The organism is Nocardioides pocheonensis, from assembly GCF_003725535.1.
Taxonomy (GTDB): domain Bacteria; phylum Actinomycetota; class Actinomycetes; order Propionibacteriales; family Nocardioidaceae; genus Marmoricola; species Marmoricola pocheonensis.
Map to the genome: position 1 here is coordinate 103,814 of NZ_RJSF01000003.1, position 18,145 is coordinate 121,958.

The window sequence follows — 18,145 nt, forward strand, 5'->3', positions numbered from 1 at the left end:
GGCACCGTGCAGGTGCAGACGGTTGCGCTATGACCGATGACTCTTGTGCGCGCTGGGATAACAAAGTTATAGTCCGCGCATGAATCAGGACCTGAGGAACCAGACGGTGGTCGTCACCGGGGCGGCGCGCGGCATCGGTGAGAAGGTCGCGCGGCTCGCCACCGCTCGAGGCGCACGGGTGGGACTGATCGGCCTGGAGCCCGACCGTCTGCGCGACCTCGCCGAGGATCTCGGTCCCACGGCCGTCTGGAGCGAAGCCGATGTTCGCGACGGAGCCGCGCTACGTGTCGCGATCGACCGATGCGCGGAGGCCCTGGGCGGCATCGACCACGTGGTCGCGAACGCCGGCGTCGTGGCCTATGGCACCGTGCGACAGGCCGACGAGGCGGCGTTCGAGCGCGTGCTCGACGTGAACCTCAACGGCGTGTTCCGGACCCTCAAGTACGCGACGCCCCACCTGCAGCGGAGCCAGGGCCACGTGACCGTGGTCGCCTCGGCGCTGTCCTTCCTGGCGCTGCCGGCGATGGCGTCGTACGGTGCCAGCAAGTCCGGCGTCGAGATGCTCGCACTCGCCTACCGGCAGGAGGTGGCCCACCTCGGCATCACGGTCGGCCTCGTGCACCCGTCGTGGATCGACACCGACCTGGTCCGCGGAGCTGAGGTGGACCTGCCCTCGTTCCAGGCGTTGCGCAAGGAGCTCCCTTATCCCGGGAACGTCACGACGAGTGTCGACAGAGCCGCCCTCGCGATCGTCGACGGTCTCGAGCGCCGACGGAAGCGGGTCTACGTGCCTCGTGCCGTCGGCGTCACGAGCTGGGCGAAGGCTGCGCTGAACTCCGGTCTCACCTGGCCCTGGGTCCGGCGCTTCGCGGGCCGGTGGGTCCCCACGATCGAGGACGAGGTGGCGGCGCTCGGACGCAACGATCAGCTCGTGCCTGGCCTCGTCGCCGCGCCCGAGCCGGCGGCAGTCGAGGCATGACGCCGGAGCGCCTTCTGGTGCGATCGTCGTGCACGACTCTGGTCATCGCCGAGCCCGACGGTGAGCGCGACTCCCGTCGGGAGCATCACCTCGGCGACGGGGTCGTCGAATCCGGCGAAGTGGTCCCCGAGCTCGAGGGTGATGAAACCGTGCACGTAGCTCCACAGGCCGGCAGCAACGGCGTCGACATCCATCCGAGGACGGACGCGGTCGGACGCTGCCAGCCGCCGGCACGCCTCGGTCACGTGCGCGTACGCCGCGTGGAAAGCCGGCGACTGCCCGCTGCGGAGGTCCGAGACGGCTGCCGGACGGTACGACGCCCTGGTCGAGAGCCCGAACATCAGGTCGTAGAGGTGCGGGTTCGCCTGGGCGATGCCGCGGCAGACCAGTGCCATCGTGAAGAGATCCGCGACCGGGTCGTCGGTGACGGACGCCTCGGCGAAGGCCCTGCCGAGCTCCTCGAACCCGTGGTCCGCGACCGCGCGAACGAGCTCCGGGACGCCGCCGAAGTGGCTGTAGACGACCATGGTCGACAATCCGGTCGCCGTCGCGACCGTCCGCGCCTTCAGGGCGGCCGGCCCCTCGTCCGCGAGCAGCTGCGTCGCGGCGCGGATCAGACGCTCCGGCACGGGCACGTCCGTGCCCTCGGGCGACGTCCGGTCGGCTGTCATGCGGCTCATCGTTCCACCTGACTTCCGGGCTCGGGGCGCATGGCTCTCCCTCAGGCCTTGTGGGCATGCAATAACTTCGTTATTGTAGCAGGAGTGCGGTGGAGGCCGTGCCGAACTCACCCGGAGGAAGCAGCCATGAGAGAACGTGCGAGCGGGACCCTCGAGGTCGAGGACCGGGGCGGCATCCTGGTCGCCCGTGTCCACGGCGGTCCGCACCAGCTGTTCGGCAAGGACATCGCCGACCGGCTGGACGCGTTGGTGGATCGGGCCGATCGTGATCCGGCCGTCCGTGCCGTGGTGATCACCGGCGCGCATCCCGACCGCTTCGTCAGTCATGCCGAGGTCCGGTGGTTGCAGGAGGGCGGCGCCGCCGTCCCGTCGGTCGGTCGGCGAGGCGCATCCGCCATTGCCCGGGCGGCCAGGGCAGCGGACCGCGCCCACCTCGGAGGGGCGCTGAGCCGCACGCCGTTGGGACCGGCGGTCGACCTCGAGCGGGTCCACCAGACCTTCCTGCGGATGAACAGCAGCGGCGTCGTGTACGTGGCCGCGCTCAATGGCTCGGCGCTCGGGCTGGGCGCGGAGTTCGCCTGGGCGCACGACCTGCGGGTGATGGCCGACGACGACATCGTCATCGGGCAACCCGAGGTGCTGCTCGGGATCATGCCCGGTGGCGGCGGCACGCAGCGGCTGACCCGCCTCGTCGGCACGCACAGGTCCCTGGTCGCGATCCTCGAGGGCAAGCCGTTCACACCCGCCGAAGCGCTGGCGAACGGCGCGGTCGACGACGTCGTTCCGTCGGAGCAGGTCGTCGCTCGAGCGGTCGAGCTCGCCGAGCACTTCGGCACGCGCTCCAAGGAATCGCTGGCCGCCATCAAGCGGGCGGTGTACTTCGGCGGCTCGATGTCGCTGACCGACGGTCTGCGCGTCGAACGCGCGGAGTTCCTGACCACGGTCCTCTCGGCCGACGGCCAGGAGCAGATGCTGGACTACATGGACGCGACCGACGCCACCGGCGAGCTGCCCCTCTACACGCCGGGCGTCTACGCAGAGGCGCTCGCGTCGGGCCGGGTGCCGCACGTCCGGTCGACGGCCGAGGCGGTGGCCCGATGAGCGCCACCCAGACCTTCAGCCGGCACGACGTCTCCTTCGCCTCCGGGGACAGCACCTGCGCCGCGTGGCTCTACCTGCCGACCGGAGTGGCATCACCCCCGGTGGTGATCCTCGGCCACGGCCTGGGCGCCGTGCGCGAGATGCGGCTCGACGCCTTCGCCGAGCGCTTCGCCGAGGCCGGCATTGCGGCGCTGGCCTTCACCTACCGTCACTTCGGTGACAGTGGCGGTCAACCACGGCAGCTGTTGTCGATCGGGCGCCAGCTCGCCGACTGGGACGCCGCCATCGCGCACGTGAAGACCCGGGACGACCTCGACGGGACCCGGATCGCGGTCTGGGGCAGCTCGTTCGGCGGCGGTCACGCGATCACGATCGCCTCGCGCCACTCCGAGCTGCGCGCTGCTGTCTCCCAATGTCCCTTCACCGACGGGCTCGCCTCCGCGCTCGCTGTCGGCCCGACTGCCTCGTTCAAGGTCATGCCGCTGGTCGCCCGCGACCTCGTGGCCAAGCTCCGCGGGAGTGCGCCGGCGATGATCCCGCTCGCCGGGGCACCGGGCACGCAGGCACTCATGAACGCGCCCGACGCGCTCCCGGGCTACCTGGCTCTCGTCCCGTCCGGCATGCCCTTCCGCAACGAGGTCGCGGCGCGCGTCATCCCGACGATCGTCCGCCATCGGCCGGGGCGCGCTGCCAAGGACGTGCGCATGCCGATCCTCTTCTGCGTCAGCAACACCGACACGGTGGCGCCTCCTGCCCAGACCCTGAAGTACGCGCGCACCGCCCCCCACGGCGAGATCAAGCAGTACGACGCCGGGCACTTCGAGTTCTACCTCGGCGACCCGTTCGAGGAGCTCGTGAGGGACCAGGTCGAGTTTCTCTCCAGGCACCTCGAGCCGGTCGAGGCCAGGGAGATGTCATGAGCCTCGCTTCGCTGCCCGACGAGCGTGCCGAGCGCGATCCGAACGGACCGGCGGTGTCCGACGCGTCGGTGTCGCTCGACAACGCCGCGTTCCTGCGCCGCGTGCAGGCGGCCGCGTGCCACCTCGAGGACCTCGGCATCGGGCCGGGTGACGTCGTCGCCCTGAAGCTGACGAACCGCCTCGAGTTCGTGCTGCTGTTGTTCGCGGCATGGCGAGTCGGAGCCGTGATCACCCCGGTCAACCCGGGCCTCACCGACGTCGAGGTGCTTCGCCAGCTGGACGACTCCGACGCCCGGCTTCTCGTGGTGGAGGACGGCACCACAGTTACGGGGCACGTCGCGACCCTCGCAGTGGGTGATCTGCATGACGCGGGGGAGCCGAGCCAGGAGCCCCACGTGGCGCCCTCGGCGCTCGCGCTGCTGATCTACACCAGCGGTACGACCGGCGTACCGAAGGGCGTCATGCTCGACCACGCAAACCTCGACGCCATGGCCGCCATGGGTCGCGAGGCACTGCAGGTCGGTCTGCACGATCGCTGCCTGCTGATCCTGCCGCTCTTCCACGTCAACGGCATCGTGGTCAGCGTCCTGATGCCACTGCTCGCCGGCGGCAACGTCGTCATCGCGGATCGGTTCAACCCGCACACCTTCTTCGACGCCGTCGAGCGGCACCGTCCGACGTTCTTCAGCGGCGTGCCGACGATCTTCAACATGCTGGCGGCCCTTCCTCCCGAGGTGCGGCCGGACACGTCGTCGGTCCGGTTCGCGGTGTGCGGCGCCGCACCCGCCCCCGCCGAGCTCCTCGCCCGGTTCGAGTCCCGCTACGGGTTCCCGCTCATCGAGGGGTACGGGCTCTCGGAGGCGACCTGCGGGTCCACCCTCAACCCGGTCGCCGGCCCGCGGCGCGCCGGCACCGTCGGAGTCGCGTTCCGCGGCCAGGAGGTCCGCATCGTCGACGGGGCGGGGAGGCAGCTGGCCCCGGGCGAGGGCGGCGAGGTCGTCGTGCGCGGTCCGAACGTCATGCGTGGCTACCTCGGTCGCCCGGAGGAGACCGCCCGGGTCGTCGTGGACGGGTGGTTGCACACCGGCGACGTCGGTCATCTCGACGAGGACGGCTACCTCACGCTGGTCGGGCGCACGAAGGACATGATCATCCGGGGTGGCGAGAACATCTACCCCAAGGAGATCGAGGACGTCCTGGCCGCCGATCCCTCCGTCCTCGAGGTCGCGGTGATCGGCGTACCCGACGACACGTGGGGTGAGCGAGTTGTCGCCTACGTCCAGCCGCGTCCCGGTGGAACGGTCGATCCGGCGTCGCTGAGGGCGCGGTGCGTCGAGTCCCTCAGCGGGTTCAAGCGCCCGACCGAGACGTTCACGGTGGACGCCATCCCGAAGAACGCCGTCGGCAAGATCGACAAGGCGGCACTGCGCACCCTGCACGCCGCAGCCGCTCCCGTGAACGAGCCTGCCGACGAGCCGGTGCTCAGGCATCGCCCGTAGCCGACGCGGGGCCCACTGGTCTATCCCGCCCCGTTGCTCCGGGTGAACACGAGGAGAACACTCGGTGCTCCGACGAGAGCCTGGGGGTCCCATGAGTGAGCAGCACCCGGTGGTCCAAGGACGTACGTTCACACCGCCCGGCAAGGGGCCGTGGGAGCTGGAGACGACCCACTCGGCGAGGCCGATGACGCCCTTGGCGCAGGACGCGTTCATGACCGGCTTCAAGAGGGGGTTCGCCGAGGGCACCGCGCGGTACGGCGTGCTGCTGTCCCATCTCGAGCCCGGTTTCAGCCAGGGCTTCTTCTACAACCAGCCGGTCGCCGTGGGTGCGCCCGCCGGTGCCATGGAGCCGCCGCCCAAGCCGGTGCTGCAGCTGGTCAGCCGGATCCATCCCGAGATGCGACGTCGGCACAAGGCCGCCGAGCGAGCCATCCGCGAGAAGCTCTGGCGCGAGGACCTGAGGAACTGGGACGACGTCGACAAGCCCGCGGCCATCAAGTCGCACCAGGCGATCCAGGCCGTCGACGTGGGGGCGCTGTCCGACGCCGGCCTGGCCGACCACGTCGGCCAGTGCGTGCAGCACGCGATCGACGCGGCCTACCTGCACCACAAGTACACGATCCCGGCGTGCCTCCCCGTCGGCGACTTCCTGGCCGGCGCGATCGCGTGGACGGGCGCGCCGGTCGGCGAGCTGATGACCCTGCTCCGGGGACGCTCGGCGGTGTCCCGGGGGTTCGCCGCCGACGAGCTCGAAGCCGCAGCGAAGGCGCTCACGACGTCGGACTCGGCCCGGGTGGTCCTCGCGTCGGCTCGTGACTCCGAGAGCATTCTCTCCGAGCTGACCGCCGACCCGGAGGTCGGCGCCGAGGTCTCGGCGTACGTCGAGGCGGTCCGCTGGCGGTGCGTCGGCTACGACCTGGGCGACAAGGCGGCCGGCGAGCTGCCCGACACCCTCGTGGAGTCGCTCCGCTCCAGTCTCGCGGGCAGCTGGGCCGCTGCGCCCGACGACGACGCCGCCCTGCAGGCGCTGCGCGAACGGGTCCCGGCCGAGCACCGCGAGGACTTCGACGACCGGCTCGCCGAGGTTCGGTTGATGTACCGGCTGCGCGACGAGCGTGGTGTCTACAGCGACGGCTGGGCCGTGGGCCTGGGCCGCCGGGCGCTGCTCGAGGTCGGCCGGCGGCTGACGGCCAAGGGGCTGCTGAACGATCCCGAGCACGCGGTGGACCTGCGCGCCGACGAGGTCCGCGCCCTGCTGCTCGGCGGAGCCGGCGGTCCGAGCGCGGCCGACGTGGCCGAGCGGTTCGCGTGGCGGACGACGATGACCACGTCCGACGCGCCGCCCTTCCTCCGGGCCCTGCCGGCTCCTCCGCCGCCGGCCGAGTGGCTGCCCCGCCCGGCCCGACGCACGGCCGCGGCGATGAACACCTTCATGGCGTCGCTGTTCGCCGTGCCGGAGACGCCGAACACGGACACCCTGCTGACCGGCCTCGCCGTCAACACCGGGGTCTACGAAGGCCCGGCCCGGCTGGTGGAGAGCTCCGACGACTTCGGTCGGATCCGCCAGGGCGACGTGCTCGTGACGCGGATGACGTCGCCGTACTTCAACGTGGTGCTGCCGATGCTCGGCGCGATCGTCACCGACCGTGGCGGGCAGCTCTGCCATGCCGCGATCGTGGCCCGGGAGTACGGCATCCCGGGGATCGTCGGCACCCGCGACGCGACCCGAACGATCCGCGACGGTGACCGCGTGAGGGTCGACGGGACCACGGGCGAGGTGCATCTCCTCGGGTGACCACCACCACGCTCACCCCGCTCGCCCTGGCGACCGACGCGCGGGCCTTCGGAGGCAAGGCCGCCCAGCTCGCGGCCGCGCTCGCCGCGGGGTTGCCGGTGCCTACCGGATTCGCCCTCGACTGGACCGCGGTGCGCGCGGTCGTCGACGGTGACCGCCGCGCGCTCACCTGGCTCGACGCCATCACCGACGCGGGTCCCTGGGCCGTCCGGTCGAGCGCGATCGGCGAGGACTCTGCCGAGGCGTCGTTCGCCGGCACCCACCTCACCGTCCTGGGGGTCGTCGGGCTGGAGGCGCTCGTCGACGCGGTCCACCAGGTCCACGAGTCGGCTGCCGACGAGGCGGCCCTGGCCTATCGCCGCCAGCACGGGCTGGACCCGACGCCCCGGATGGCGGTCGTCCTCCAGCCGATGATCGCCTCCGAGGTGGCGGGCGTGCTGTTCACGAAGAACCCGGTGACCGGGGCGCACGAGCGGGTCATCGAGGCCAGCTGGGGACTGGGCGAGACCGTGGTGAGCGGCCTGGTCAGCCCCGACCAGTACCGGCTCGCCCCGGACGACGGTCGGCTCCTCGACCGGTGGGCGGGGGACAAGGACGTCGCGCTGTGGCTGCAGCCCGACGGGACCGTCACCGAGGCCCCGGTAGCGGCCGACCGGGCCACGGCGTGGTGCCTCGTCGAGGAGCAGCTGGAGCACCTGCACTGGCTCGCGGGTCACTGCGACGAGGTCTTCGGCACCACCGAGCACGACATCGAGTTCGCCTTCACCGAGGACCGGTTGCACCTGCTCCAGCGCCGTCCGATCACGCATGGCTGAAGCCGCCGCGGTCCCGGCCTCCGACGACGTCGGCCGCGGGCTGGTCGGCGCCTTCCTGACTGCCAGCCTGATGCCGCTGAACTCGACCATGGTCGCCGTCGCGGTGCCCGCGATCGCCCGGAGCGTCGGCCACGGACCGGCAGCGGTGACCCAGGCACTGGTCGCGACGTACCTGATCGCGGCGATCGCGCTGCAGAGTCCCGGCGGCAAGCTCGGCGACCGGCTCGGCCACTGGCGGGTCCTCGCGCTCGGGCAGGCCATCGTCGCGACGGGAGCGATCCTCGGCTTCCTGGCGACCAGCCTGCCGATGCTCGCCGGCGCCCGGGTGCTGATGGCGACGGGAGGCGCGCTCGCCGTGCCGGCGACGCTCGCGCTCCTGCGCGTCTCGCTCCCGCTGGAGCGACGGGGGCGGGCGTTCGGCACCTTCGGCGCCGTGATGGCGCTGGCCGCCGCTCTCGGCCCGATCGTCGGCGGCGTCCTGGTGGACGCGTTCGGGTGGGAGGCCGTGTTCGTCGCGAACGTGCCGGTGCTCGCCGCGGCCGCGATCCTCGTCGCCTCGGTGGACCGCGGCGTGGACGTACGCCGGACCGGCAGGTTCGACGTCCTCGGGTCGGTGCTGCTCACCACGACGCTGGTCCTCCTCGTGCTCGCCGCCCAGGAGCGCGCGAGCGTGTCCGTCGCGCTGGTCCTCGGCGGCCTGGTCGCCCTGGCCGCCTTCGTCGCGCACGAACGCCGGGTCGAGGACCCGGTCGTCGCGTTCGACCTGTTCGCGTCGGCCGCCTTCACCGCCGGCACCCTGCTGATCTGCCTGCAGAACCTCGTGATGTACGCGCTGCTCTTCGAGGTCCCGCTGGTGCTCGAGGAGCGCTTCGACCTCGGCGCCCGGCAGACCGGCCAGCTCCTCATCTTCCTGATGGTCGCCATGGTCCTCACCTCGCTCGGGGCCGGCCGGCTCACCGAGCGGGCCGGACCGCGCGCCCTCGCCGTGACGGGATCGCTGATCTGCCTGGCGGCTCTGGTCGTCCTGCGGCTCGTCCCGCTCAGCGCCGCCGGCGAGGTTCGCCTTCCGCTCGCGCTGCTCGGCATCGGTCTCGGGCTGTGCGGTCCGGCGGCCCAGACCGCCTCCCTCTCGGCGGTCGCCTCGGCACGCAGCGGCATGGCCGCCGGTGTCAGCTCCACGATGCGCTACCTCGGTGGCGTCGCGGGCATCGCCTTCCTCGGCCGCGCCCTCGATCTCCACGGCTCGCGCGCTGCCGTGCTGGCCGAGCACCACCACATGGTGGAGATCTTCCTCGGCGTGCTGGTCCTCGGGCTCCTCTGTGCCGTCCGGATGCCGGGCGTCGCGCGGCGCGTTCCCCAGGCCCAGGCCTGACGGATCGCCCCGCCCGCGGGGGCTCCGCCCTGTCAGCCAAAATGAACTGAAGCCAGTTCAAAAAAGTCCGCCCGTGTGGTTGCCATCACAGAGCGCGCCATGCTTCACTCTCCTGAAGTGAACTCAACTCAACTTGAAGCGAGTCAGAGGAGGTGGCGCTGATGACTGCGGACGTTCGCCAGCGCGACCGGTCCGGCGACCGGGCCCACGGAGCGGGGTCGGACCCCACGGCGGGACCGGTCCTCAGCGTCCGGAACCTGTCGAAGACCTTCCCCGGCACGCGGGCCCTCGACGACGTCTCGGTCGACGTCCGCCCCGGCGAGGTCCACGCGCTGATGGGCCAGAACGGGTCCGGCAAGTCGACGCTGATCAAGGTCCTCGCCGGCTACCACTCCGCGGATCCCGGGTCCACCGCCGAGATGGACGGCGTGCCGTTCGAGGCGGGGCGCACCGTGCCGCCCGGCCTCCGCTTCGTCCACCAGGACCTCGGGCTGATCCTCGAGCTGAGCGCCCAGGACAACCTCGCCCTCCACGGCGGTTTCGCGCGCGGCTTCGGCCGACGCGTGCTCTGGAAGCAGCAGGAGGCCGAGACCCGGCGCGTGCTCGCGGCGTTCGACATCGACCTCGACATCCACCGCCCGCTCGCCGCCGCCACGCCGGTGCAACGCACCGTGGTCGCGATCGCCGCGGCCCTCCAGGGCTGGGACGGCGGTGGCGTGCTCGTGCTGGACGAGCCGACCGCGGTGCTGCCGCACGACGAGGTCGAGCGGCTGTTCGAGGTCGTGGAGCAGGTGCGAAACCGCGGGACCAGCGTGCTCTACGTGTCGCACCGGATGGACGAGATCTTCTCGCTCGCCGACCGGGTCACGGTGCTTCGCGGCGGCCGACGGGTCGGCACCTACGACGTCTCCTCCCTGGACACGCGCAGCCTGGCCACCCGGATGGTCGGCGACGAGGTGGACCCGGACTTCCGCGCACCGGTCGTGACCCAGGGCCACCAGCCGGTGACGCTGCAGGCCCAGGACATCCGGGGCAAGTGGCTGCGCGGCGTCGACCTGGAGGCCCGAGCAGGAGAGATCGTCGGCATCGCAGGGCTCGCCGGAGCAGGGGCGCTCGAGCTGCCCTACGCCCTGGCCGGGAAGGCCGGCGCTCTCGCCAGCGGCCAGATCCGGCTCCCCGCCACCTCCGAGGACTGGTACGACGTGCAGCGGGCGCGTGACCTGGAGATCCCGCTCGTCCCGGCCGACCGGCAGACCGAGGCCGTGGTCGCCGAGTTCAGCGTGGCGGAGAACCTGTCGCTCTCCTCGCTCCGGTCCCTCGGCCGCCGCGGGCGCCTGTCGGCGAAGGACGAGGCCACGCTGGTCGAGACCTGGAGCGAGCGCCTGAGCCTGGTCAGTGCCGGCCCCGGCGCGCCGATCTCGACCCTCAGCGGCGGCAACCAGCAGAAGGTGATCCTGGCCCGGTGCCTCGCCGGGGACCCTCAGGTCCTGGTGCTGTGCGAGCCGACCGCCGGTGTGGACATCGGTACCCGCGTGTCGATCTACCGGATCATCGCCGACCTCGCCGCCCACGGACTGACCGTGATCGTCGCCTCCTCCGACGAGGGCGACCTGCTCGCCCTCTGCACCCGGATCCTCGTCCTCCGCGACGGAGTCGTGGCCGAGGAGCTGCCGGCCGAGGGGCTGACCAAGAACGTGCTGATCCGAGCCATCGAAGGAGCAGACGAATGAGCTCGAAAGTCGAGGAGCGAGTCGTGACCACGACCAGGCGCCATGCCGACCCGGCCCCGCAAGCCCCGAGCCTCACCTCGCGGTGGATCTCCCGCCTGGCCGTCGACAAGGTGGGCGCGGTCTACGTCTGGCTGGCGATCATCGCGGTGTTCTCGATCTGGGTTCCCGACACCTTCCCGAACCTGACCACCGCCAAGCAGATCCTGAACGCCAACGCGATCACGGGCCTCGCGGCGCTGTCGGTGACGATCCCGCTCGCGGCCCGGGTCTTCGACCTCTCGTTCGCGCTGAACATGACGCTGTGCGGCGTCGCCGTCACCCACCTCGTGGTCGACGGGGTCCCGCTCGTGGCGGCGGTCGTGGTCGGCCTCCTCGTCGGCCTCCTCGTCGGCCTGATCAACGCGACGGTCGTGGTGGGCATGAAGATCGACTCGTTCATCGCCACCCTTGCGACCGGCTCGCTGCTGCAGGCGCTGGTCACCTGGATCACCAACGACACCCCGATCAGCGACGCCAGGCTGGCAGGCGCGTTCTCCAAGATCGGCCAGACGACGATCGTCGGCATCACCTTGCCGGTGCTCTACTTCGCCGTCGTCGCGGTCGGCATCTGGTACCTCCTCGAGCACACCGCGACCGGACGCCGGCTCTACGCGGTGGGGTTCAACCCCGAGGCGGCCCGGCTGGCCGGCGTACGGGTCGCGCGGCTGCAGTTCGCCAGCCTGGTCACCTCCGGGGTCCTGTCGGGAGCGGCCGGCATCGTGCTGGCCTCGATCCTGGGCGGCGGCTCGCCGACCGCCGGGACGCCGTACCTGCTGCCGGGCTTCGCGGCGGTGTTCCTCGGCGCGACCCAGCTCAAGAACGGCCGGTTCAACGCCGGCGGCACGGTGATCGCGGTACTGCTGCTGGGCACCGGCGTCACCGGCCTCGGCCTGGCGAACGCGCCCCAGTGGTCCGGCTCCTTCTTCGTCGGCGTCGTGCTGATCGCGGCGCTGACCGTCACCGGCCTGCAACGGCGTACGACGCTCGCCGCACGCCCGACCGAGCCCGAGCCCGACTCCGACGCAGCGGTCCCCGCATGACGCCGCCGCCCTTCCCCCACGAGCGTCTCGGGACCTGCAAGCCCACACAGAAAGTGAGAATCATGTCCGCACATCGCCCTCGCACCGAACGGCGTGCGACGTGGGTGGCCACGGCCGTCTCGGCCGTCGTCCTCCTGCTGCTCGCCTCCGCCTGCGGCACCAAGAGCGACGCCACGTCGTCGTCCGTCGACGACGCCGGCCTGAAGGCCGCCAAGGCGACGGTCGCCAAGGCTGCCGTGCGGCCGACCACGATCAGCGTGTCCACGCCGATCGACAAGCCGATCCCGTCCGGCAAGAAGATCACCTTCGTCAGCTGTGGTGTCGAGGCCTGCGCCATCCAGGGTCCGATCCTGGCCGCAGCGGCAGCCCACCTCGGCTGGACGGTCGACCAGGTCGCCACCGACGGCTCCCCGGAGAAGGTCCAGGGCGCGATCGAGTCCGCCATCCGGAACGGCTCGAACGCCGTGATCCTCAACGCCGCCGACAAGGACGCCTACGCCAAGCAGATCGCCGACGCCAACAAGGCCGGCGTCGAGTTCGTGACCTGCTGCTCGCTGGCCACCGCCGGCAGCAGCAGCGGCATCCTCTACAACACCGCCACGTCCGACCAGAACGCGCCGATCGGCGACTACCTCGCCGCCGAGGTCGTCAGTGACAGCGGCGGCAAGGCCAACGCGGTGTACGTGAACATCTCGGCCTTCCGGATCCTCGCCAAGGTCGGCGAGACGTTCACGGCGGGCATGAAGAAGTACTGCTCGACCTGCACCGTGGGCAACCTCGACATCCCGCTGACCTCGCTCGGCAAGGACGCTCCCGACCGGATCGTCTCGTACCTGCGGAGCCACCCGAAGGTGAACTACATCGCGCTCTCGGTGAGCGACGCCCTCGGCTCCGGCCTCCCGGCTGCGCTCAAGGCTGCCGGCCTGGCCGACAAGGTCAAGATCGTCGGCCAGGGTGGAGGGTCGCAGAACTTCTCCGACCTCAAGGCCGGGGCGATCGAGTCGCTGGTCCCGACCGACACCTACGCCTACGACTACCTGATGATCGACGCGCTGGCGCGGAAGTGGGCGGGCGTGCCGCTCGAGGCGACCGGTCCGCAGTTCTGGCTGGTCAAGAAGGACACGGCTCCGGCGGACACGTCCAAGCCGTTCCCGCTCGTGACCGACACGGACGCGCAGTTCACCAAGCTCTGGGGCAAGTCCTGACCAGACCCTGAACCGGGCGGGTCCGGCGTCTTCATCCGGCGCCGGACCCGCCCACACCACTGGAGCGGGAGAGACACATGTTCGTGCTCGTGCACGGCGCCGGCATGGGCGCCGACTGCTGGGACAGGCTGCTGCCCCACCTCTCACACCCGACGCTCGCGGTCGATCTCCCCGGCCGGGGTGCGCGCTCCGACGTCCCGATCACGTCGGTCGACCTCGACGGCTGCGCCCAGGCGATCCTCGACGACGTGGCCGCTGCCGGCGGCGACGACCTCGTGCTGGTCGCGCACTCCTTCGCCGGCGTCTCGGTTCCGCGCGTGATGGCCCAGCTCGCGCCTCGGCTGCGGCACGTCGTCTTCCTCTCTGCCGTCGTGCCGGAGGACGGCACCTGCGTGCTCGACCAGATCGACCCGGCCGTGCGTGAGGCCGTGCGTGCCGCCACGGCCGGCGGGGTCTACTCGCAAGGACGAGACGCCGCCCGGGCGATGCTGTGCAACGACATGGACGCCGAACAGGCGGAGTGGACGCTCGACCGCGTCGTCGACGACTCCGCGGCGCTGCTCACCGAGACCGTCGACCTGAGCGGCCTGTCCACCGACGTTCCGCGCACCTACGTCCGGCTGACCAAGGACGCCTGCTACCCGCCGGAGCTCCAGGAGCGGTCCGCCGCGCGCGTCGGTGGCGACGTCGCGTACCTGGACACCGGCCACATGGCGATGGTGACGGCACCCGAGCAGCTCGCCGCGGTCCTCGACGCCGTCGTCTAGCGGCATGACCGACCCGCCGCACCACCCGAGGGCGCGCTGCGCCGGTACGACGGCCCTGGTCACGGGCGCGTCCGCGGGCATCGGTGCGGCGATCGCCAGGCTCCTCCACGCCGAGGGGGCGCTCGTCGCGCTCGGCGACGTCGACCGGCAACGGGGCGAGGCGCTGGCCGCCGAGCTCGGTGACCGCGCGACGTACGTCGCACTCGACGTCACCGACGAGTCCTCGTGGCTCGCCGCGGTCGACGGCCTGGCCGTGAGCCCCCACCCGTTGACGACCCTGGTCAACTGCGCCGGCGCCGCGCTGCGACGCCCCCTCCTGGAGACCTCTGCCGCGGAGTTCCGCCGGATCGTCGAGCTCAACCTCGTGGGCACGTTCCTGGGGATGCGGGTCGCCGGCCCGCACCTCGCCGAGGGCGCCTCGATCGTCAACATCTCCTCGCTCAACGGCGTCCTGCCGACCGCCGGCCTCGGGGCGTACGTCGCGTCGAAGGCCGGTGTCTCCGCCCTGACGCGCGTGGCCGCGCTCGAGCTGGCGGAGCGGGGGATCCGGGTCAACGCGGTGTGCCCGGGCAGCATCGAGACCGCGATCACCGACGGCGCGGACTTCGCCGACGTCGACTGGGACGCCTACCTGCGCTCCATCCCGCTGCACCGGCGGGGGACGGCCGACGAGGTCGCGCGCGCGGTCGTCTACCTGGCCTCCAGCGACAGCAGCTACGTCACCGGGACCAACCTGGTCGTCGACGGCGGGATCGCGGCCGGCCGGCTCTCGCCGGGCTGACGCCGGGTCGAGTGCCGAGGTGGCTGCCCGGGCGGCCACCTGAGCACCCGACCGGCACACGCAGAGGCGCCGCACACGACTCTGTGTGCGGCGCCTCTGCGTGGTGGTGCGGGTCAGTCCTCCAGGATCGTGATCGCGCGCTCGGGGCAGGACCCGGCAGCGTTGCGGGCGTCCTCGACCTGGTCGGGCGGGACGTCGACGATCTGGCCCCGGGCGGTCACGTAGCCCTCGTCGTCCTCCTCGAGCAGGTCCTCGGCGAGGGTGTAGCAGCGGCCGTGGCCGCGGCAGAGGTTGGCGTCGAACTCGAGCTTCATGCCGACACCTCCCACGAGACCGGCAGGCTGAGCAGCGCCATCATCGCGCCGCCTCCTCTCTCCATGAGCGGGGTGTCGGACGCGATCCGGAAGTCCGGTACGACGGCCAGCCACTCCTCGACGGCCACCTTCATGACCATCCGGGCCAGGTGCGCGCCCAGGCAGCGGTGCGGACCGCCGGCGAAGCCGAGGTGGTTGTTCGACCTGCGGTCGACGATGAACTCGTCGGGCCGGTCGTAGACCCGGGGGTCCCGGTTCGCGCCGGAGACCAGCCCGTAGACCATGTCGCCCTTGCTGAGCGGGCAGCCGTGGAACTCGGTGTCCTGGGCCACCTTGCGGCCGTCGCCGAAGATGATCGTGTAGAGCCGCAGCGACTCCTCGACCGCCGACGGGATCAGCTGGGGCTCCTCGATCAGGCGGCGGCGGTCGGCCGGGTTCTCGGCGAGGTGCCGGAAGAGGTAGCCCAGCTGGCCGCGCGTGGTGTCGAGTCCCGCGAGGACCAGCACGGTGAGGATGTCGAGGATCAGGGCGTCGCCGAGCGGCTCCCCGTCGACCGTCGAGTGCAGCAGCATCGAGACGAAGTCGTGCTCGCGCTCCTCGGTGTCGTCCTGGCGCGCGGCCAGCACGTCCACCCAGTACTGCCGGATGCCGCCCAGGGCTGCGCCCATCGCCTCCTGCTGGGCGAGGTCGCCGCCGAAGCCGGCGAAGAAGTCCTCCACCCACGGGACGAACAGGTCGGCGTCGGCCTGGGGGACGCCGATGAGGGCGAGGAAGACCTCGGTCGGCAGACGCATCGCGAAGTCGGTGATCACGTCGCACTCGCCGCGGGGCGCGAGCTCGGTGACCAGGCGGCGGGCGACCTCGTGCGCCTGCGGCTCGATCCGCTTCACCGCGTTCGGCGCGAACCAGCGGCTGACCAGCTGCCGGTACTTGCTGTGCTCCGGCGGGTCGATCTGGGTCGGGACGAAGCGGTAGACGGGCTCCGGCTCCCACGGCGTGATCGACTCGCTCGAGAAGATCTCCGGGTGCTGGTACATCTCGCGGACCTCGTCGTACCGCGTGAACATCCAGTAGCCCTGGGCGTGGGTGTTGAAGAAGACCGGACTGGTCTCGCGCAGCTCGTTCGCCTTCTGCCAGTGGCTGCCTGCCTCCAGCGGCGGCGACGCGTCCAGGTGGACGACGGGACAGCCGGACGGCACGCGGTCGGCGATCGTCTCGCCTCCCGGGGCCGGGTCGGTCACGGTCATCACGTTCTCTCTTCCTCGTCCTGGCGCCGGCCACGGTCCGGAGCACAAACTGAGTTCGGTTCGGTTTCGTGCTGGCCCGACTGTAACGGCGCTCACACGGCCCTGACAAGAGTGGGCCGCCGGCGCGATCCAGGGATCCCGAGAACCACGTAGACCACTACTGAACTCCGTCGTCGCGGCTTCGAAGGGTCTTGTGGTCGTCGTCACCATCCTCTAAATTGAATCGAACTTGGTTCAGGTTCATACCCGAGAGGCCAGGCCGGTCCGGGCCGCTGGTCCGCCATCGAGTGGAGGGTCACCCCATGACACAGTCCGACTACCAGCACTTCTTCATCGACGGCGCCTGGCGTCCCGCGCAGAGCAGCGACCGGTTCGAGATCATCTCGCCGCGCTCGGAGCAGGTCATCGGGCACGTGCCGGCCGCGTCGCGCGCCGACATCGACGCCGCCGTCGCCGCGGCCCGCCGGGCCTTCGACGAGGGGGAGTGGCCGCGGCTGACGCCGGCCGAGCGCGCCGACTACCTCACGCGCATGGCCGACGCGATCGCCAAGCGCCAGGAGGAGCTCGCCGAGCTGATCACCGAGGAGCTCGGCTGCACGCTGTTCCTCTCGCAGGTCTACCAGGTGGTCTCGCCGGTGATGAGCCTCAACTACAACGCGGAGATCGGTCGCAGCCTCGACACCGCGCAGGTCCGGATCAGCGATCTCGGCCCGCTCGCCACCGGCTCCGAGGGCGGCAGCATCATCCCGATGGCCGGCGCCAGCCTGGTGGTGCAGGAGCCCGTCGGCGTGGTGGCCGCCTTCCCGGCGTACAACTTCGCGTTCCCGGCCGTGCCGCAGAAGGTCGGGCCCGCGCTCATCGCGGGCTGCACCGCGGTGGTCAAGGTGACCGAGCCGAACCCCCTGGCCACGTTCCTGTACGGCGAGATCTGCGAGGAGGTCGGCCTCCCGCCGGGCGTGATCAACATCGTCGCGGCGCGCGGCCCCGAGTCGGAGTACCTCGTCCGCCACCCCGGCGTCGACATGGTCAGCTTCACCGGCTCCGTCCAGACCGGCTCGCGGATCGGTGCCGCATGCGGCGAGCTGATCCGCCCCTGCGTCCTGGAGCTCGGCGGCAAGTCCGCCGCGATCGTGCTCGAGGACGCCCGGATCGAGGACGCCCTGCCCGTGCTCGTCGGCGCCAGCGTCGGCACGAACGCCGGGCAGAGCTGCGTGGCCCTCACCCGCCTCGTCGTCCCGGCCGCGCAGTACGACCAGTACGCCGAGGCCCTGGTCGAGGCGTTCCGCTCGCTGAAGGTCGGCGACCCCTTCGAGGCCGACACGGTGATCAGCCCCCTGGTGACCGAGCGCCAGCGCGCCCGCGTCGAGGAGTACGTCGAGCTCGCCCGCAAGGAGGGCGCGACGATCGCGACCGGCGGCCGCCGTCCGGCCGGCCTGGACCGCGGCTGGTACTACGAGCCGACCCTGATCACCGACGCCGACAACTCGATGCGGGTCTCGCGCGAGGAGATCTTCGGACCCGTCGCCTCCCTGATCCCTCACCACGGCGAGGAGGACGCGATCCGGATCGCCAACGACAACGAGCTCGGCCTGTCGGGCGCGGTCTTCACCGCGGACGACGCCCACGGCTTCGAGGTGGCACGCAAGGTCCGCACCGGAACGTTCTCGGTGAACACCTTCGCCGCCGACCTCGGCTCTCCGTTCGGCGGCTACAAGAAGTCCGGGATCGGTCGCGAGCACGGGCCGACGGCGTACCAGGAGTTCCTGCACTACAAGACCGTGTCGGTCGACCCGAGCCGTCAGCTGCCCGAGTCGGTGACCGCCGGCGTACGCCGCGGCACCGGACCGGGCTCGGTCTGAGA

At 71.4% G+C, this 18,145-nt stretch carries 16 protein-coding genes; 13 read left to right on the top strand and 3 right to left on the bottom strand.

Translation table 11 applies throughout. The features are described 5' to 3' along the window. Positions 1-79 precede the first annotated feature (79 nt). On the top strand, positions 80-979 hold the full coding sequence (locus tag EFL26_RS00950; protein ID WP_123221009.1) for an SDR family oxidoreductase: 900 nt from the start codon (positions 80-82) through the stop codon (positions 977-979). Here the strand turns inward: EFL26_RS00950 and EFL26_RS00955 are convergent. Continuing rightward, positions 925-1,650 carry a TetR/AcrR family transcriptional regulator gene (locus EFL26_RS00955; protein ID WP_123221010.1) on the bottom strand — a complete coding sequence of 242 codons (726 nt, stop codon included), beginning with the start codon at positions 1,648-1,650 and terminating at the stop codon, positions 925-927. The genes EFL26_RS00950 and EFL26_RS00955 overlap by 55 nt on opposite strands. A 135-nt stretch (positions 1,651-1,785) precedes the next feature. Here EFL26_RS00955 and EFL26_RS00960 point away from each other — a divergent pair, with 135 nt between their 5' ends. From EFL26_RS00960 to EFL26_RS01010, 11 genes are all read left to right on the top strand, one after another. After that, positions 1,786-2,760 carry an enoyl-CoA hydratase/isomerase family protein gene (locus EFL26_RS00960; protein ID WP_123221011.1) on the top strand — a complete coding sequence of 325 codons (975 nt, stop codon included), beginning with the start codon at positions 1,786-1,788 and terminating at the stop codon, positions 2,758-2,760. Further along, the gene (locus EFL26_RS00965; RefSeq protein ID WP_123221012.1) at positions 2,757-3,680 is read left to right on the top strand and encodes an alpha/beta hydrolase; all 924 of its coding nucleotides are present in this window, start codon (positions 2,757-2,759) and stop codon (positions 3,678-3,680) included. The genes EFL26_RS00960 and EFL26_RS00965 overlap by 4 nt, the downstream gene beginning before the upstream one ends. Further along, complete coding sequence (locus tag EFL26_RS00970) at positions 3,677-5,179, top strand: class I adenylate-forming enzyme family protein (RefSeq protein WP_123221013.1); 1,503 nt, start codon at positions 3,677-3,679, stop codon at positions 5,177-5,179. Before EFL26_RS00965 ends, EFL26_RS00970 begins: the two co-directional genes overlap by 4 nt. A gap of 91 nt (positions 5,180-5,270) precedes the next feature. Continuing rightward, entirely contained in the window at positions 5,271-6,974 is a 1,704-nt protein-coding gene (locus EFL26_RS00975; protein WP_123221014.1) for a PEP-utilizing enzyme, read from the top strand. Further along, positions 6,971-7,789, top strand: a complete 819-nt coding sequence (locus EFL26_RS00980; protein WP_123221015.1) for a PEP/pyruvate-binding domain-containing protein — start codon at positions 6,971-6,973, stop codon at positions 7,787-7,789. Before EFL26_RS00975 ends, EFL26_RS00980 begins: the two co-directional genes overlap by 4 nt. Next, a complete protein-coding gene (locus EFL26_RS00985; RefSeq protein WP_123221016.1) occupies positions 7,782-9,161 on the top strand; it encodes an MFS transporter in 1,380 nt (459 codons plus the stop codon). The genes EFL26_RS00980 and EFL26_RS00985 overlap by 8 nt, the downstream gene beginning before the upstream one ends. Positions 9,162-9,322: 161 nt before the next feature. Further along, positions 9,323-10,891 (top strand): sugar ABC transporter ATP-binding protein, encoded by a 1,569-nt coding sequence (locus tag EFL26_RS00990; RefSeq protein WP_148046594.1) that lies wholly within the window; start codon positions 9,323-9,325, stop codon positions 10,889-10,891. Between the two features lie 23 nt (positions 10,892-10,914). After that, positions 10,915-11,970, top strand: coding sequence for an ABC transporter permease (locus EFL26_RS00995; protein WP_183407974.1), 1,056 nt, complete (start codon positions 10,915-10,917; stop codon positions 11,968-11,970). 62 nt (positions 11,971-12,032) lie between these two features. Then, positions 12,033-13,175 (top strand): sugar ABC transporter substrate-binding protein, encoded by a 1,143-nt coding sequence (locus EFL26_RS01000; RefSeq protein WP_183407975.1) that lies wholly within the window; start codon positions 12,033-12,035, stop codon positions 13,173-13,175. A gap of 77 nt (positions 13,176-13,252) precedes the next feature. Beyond that, positions 13,253-13,942, top strand: a complete 690-nt coding sequence (locus EFL26_RS01005; protein ID WP_123221020.1) for an alpha/beta fold hydrolase — start codon at positions 13,253-13,255, stop codon at positions 13,940-13,942. Positions 13,943-13,946: 4 nt separating this feature from the next. Next, positions 13,947-14,723: an SDR family NAD(P)-dependent oxidoreductase gene (locus EFL26_RS01010; RefSeq protein WP_123221021.1), complete on the top strand. Its 777-nt coding sequence runs from the start codon at positions 13,947-13,949 to the stop codon at positions 14,721-14,723. Positions 14,724-14,836: 113 nt separating this feature from the next. On the opposite strand, the gene EFL26_RS01015 is transcribed toward EFL26_RS01010, so the two are convergent. Both EFL26_RS01015 and EFL26_RS01020 read right to left on the bottom strand, forming a co-directional pair. Further along, positions 14,837-15,037, bottom strand: a complete 201-nt coding sequence (locus tag EFL26_RS01015; RefSeq protein ID WP_123221022.1) for a ferredoxin — start codon at positions 15,035-15,037, stop codon at positions 14,837-14,839. Continuing rightward, positions 15,034-16,284, bottom strand: coding sequence for a cytochrome P450 (locus tag EFL26_RS01020; protein WP_123221023.1), 1,251 nt, complete (start codon positions 16,282-16,284; stop codon positions 15,034-15,036). Before EFL26_RS01020 ends, EFL26_RS01015 begins: the two co-directional genes overlap by 4 nt. Positions 16,285-16,586: 302 nt before the next feature. On the opposite strand from EFL26_RS01020, the gene EFL26_RS01025 reads away from it, so the two are divergent. Continuing rightward, positions 16,587-18,143, top strand: coding sequence for an aldehyde dehydrogenase (locus tag EFL26_RS01025; protein WP_123221024.1), 1,557 nt, complete (start codon positions 16,587-16,589; stop codon positions 18,141-18,143). The last annotated feature ends 2 nt before the right edge of the window (positions 18,144-18,145 follow it).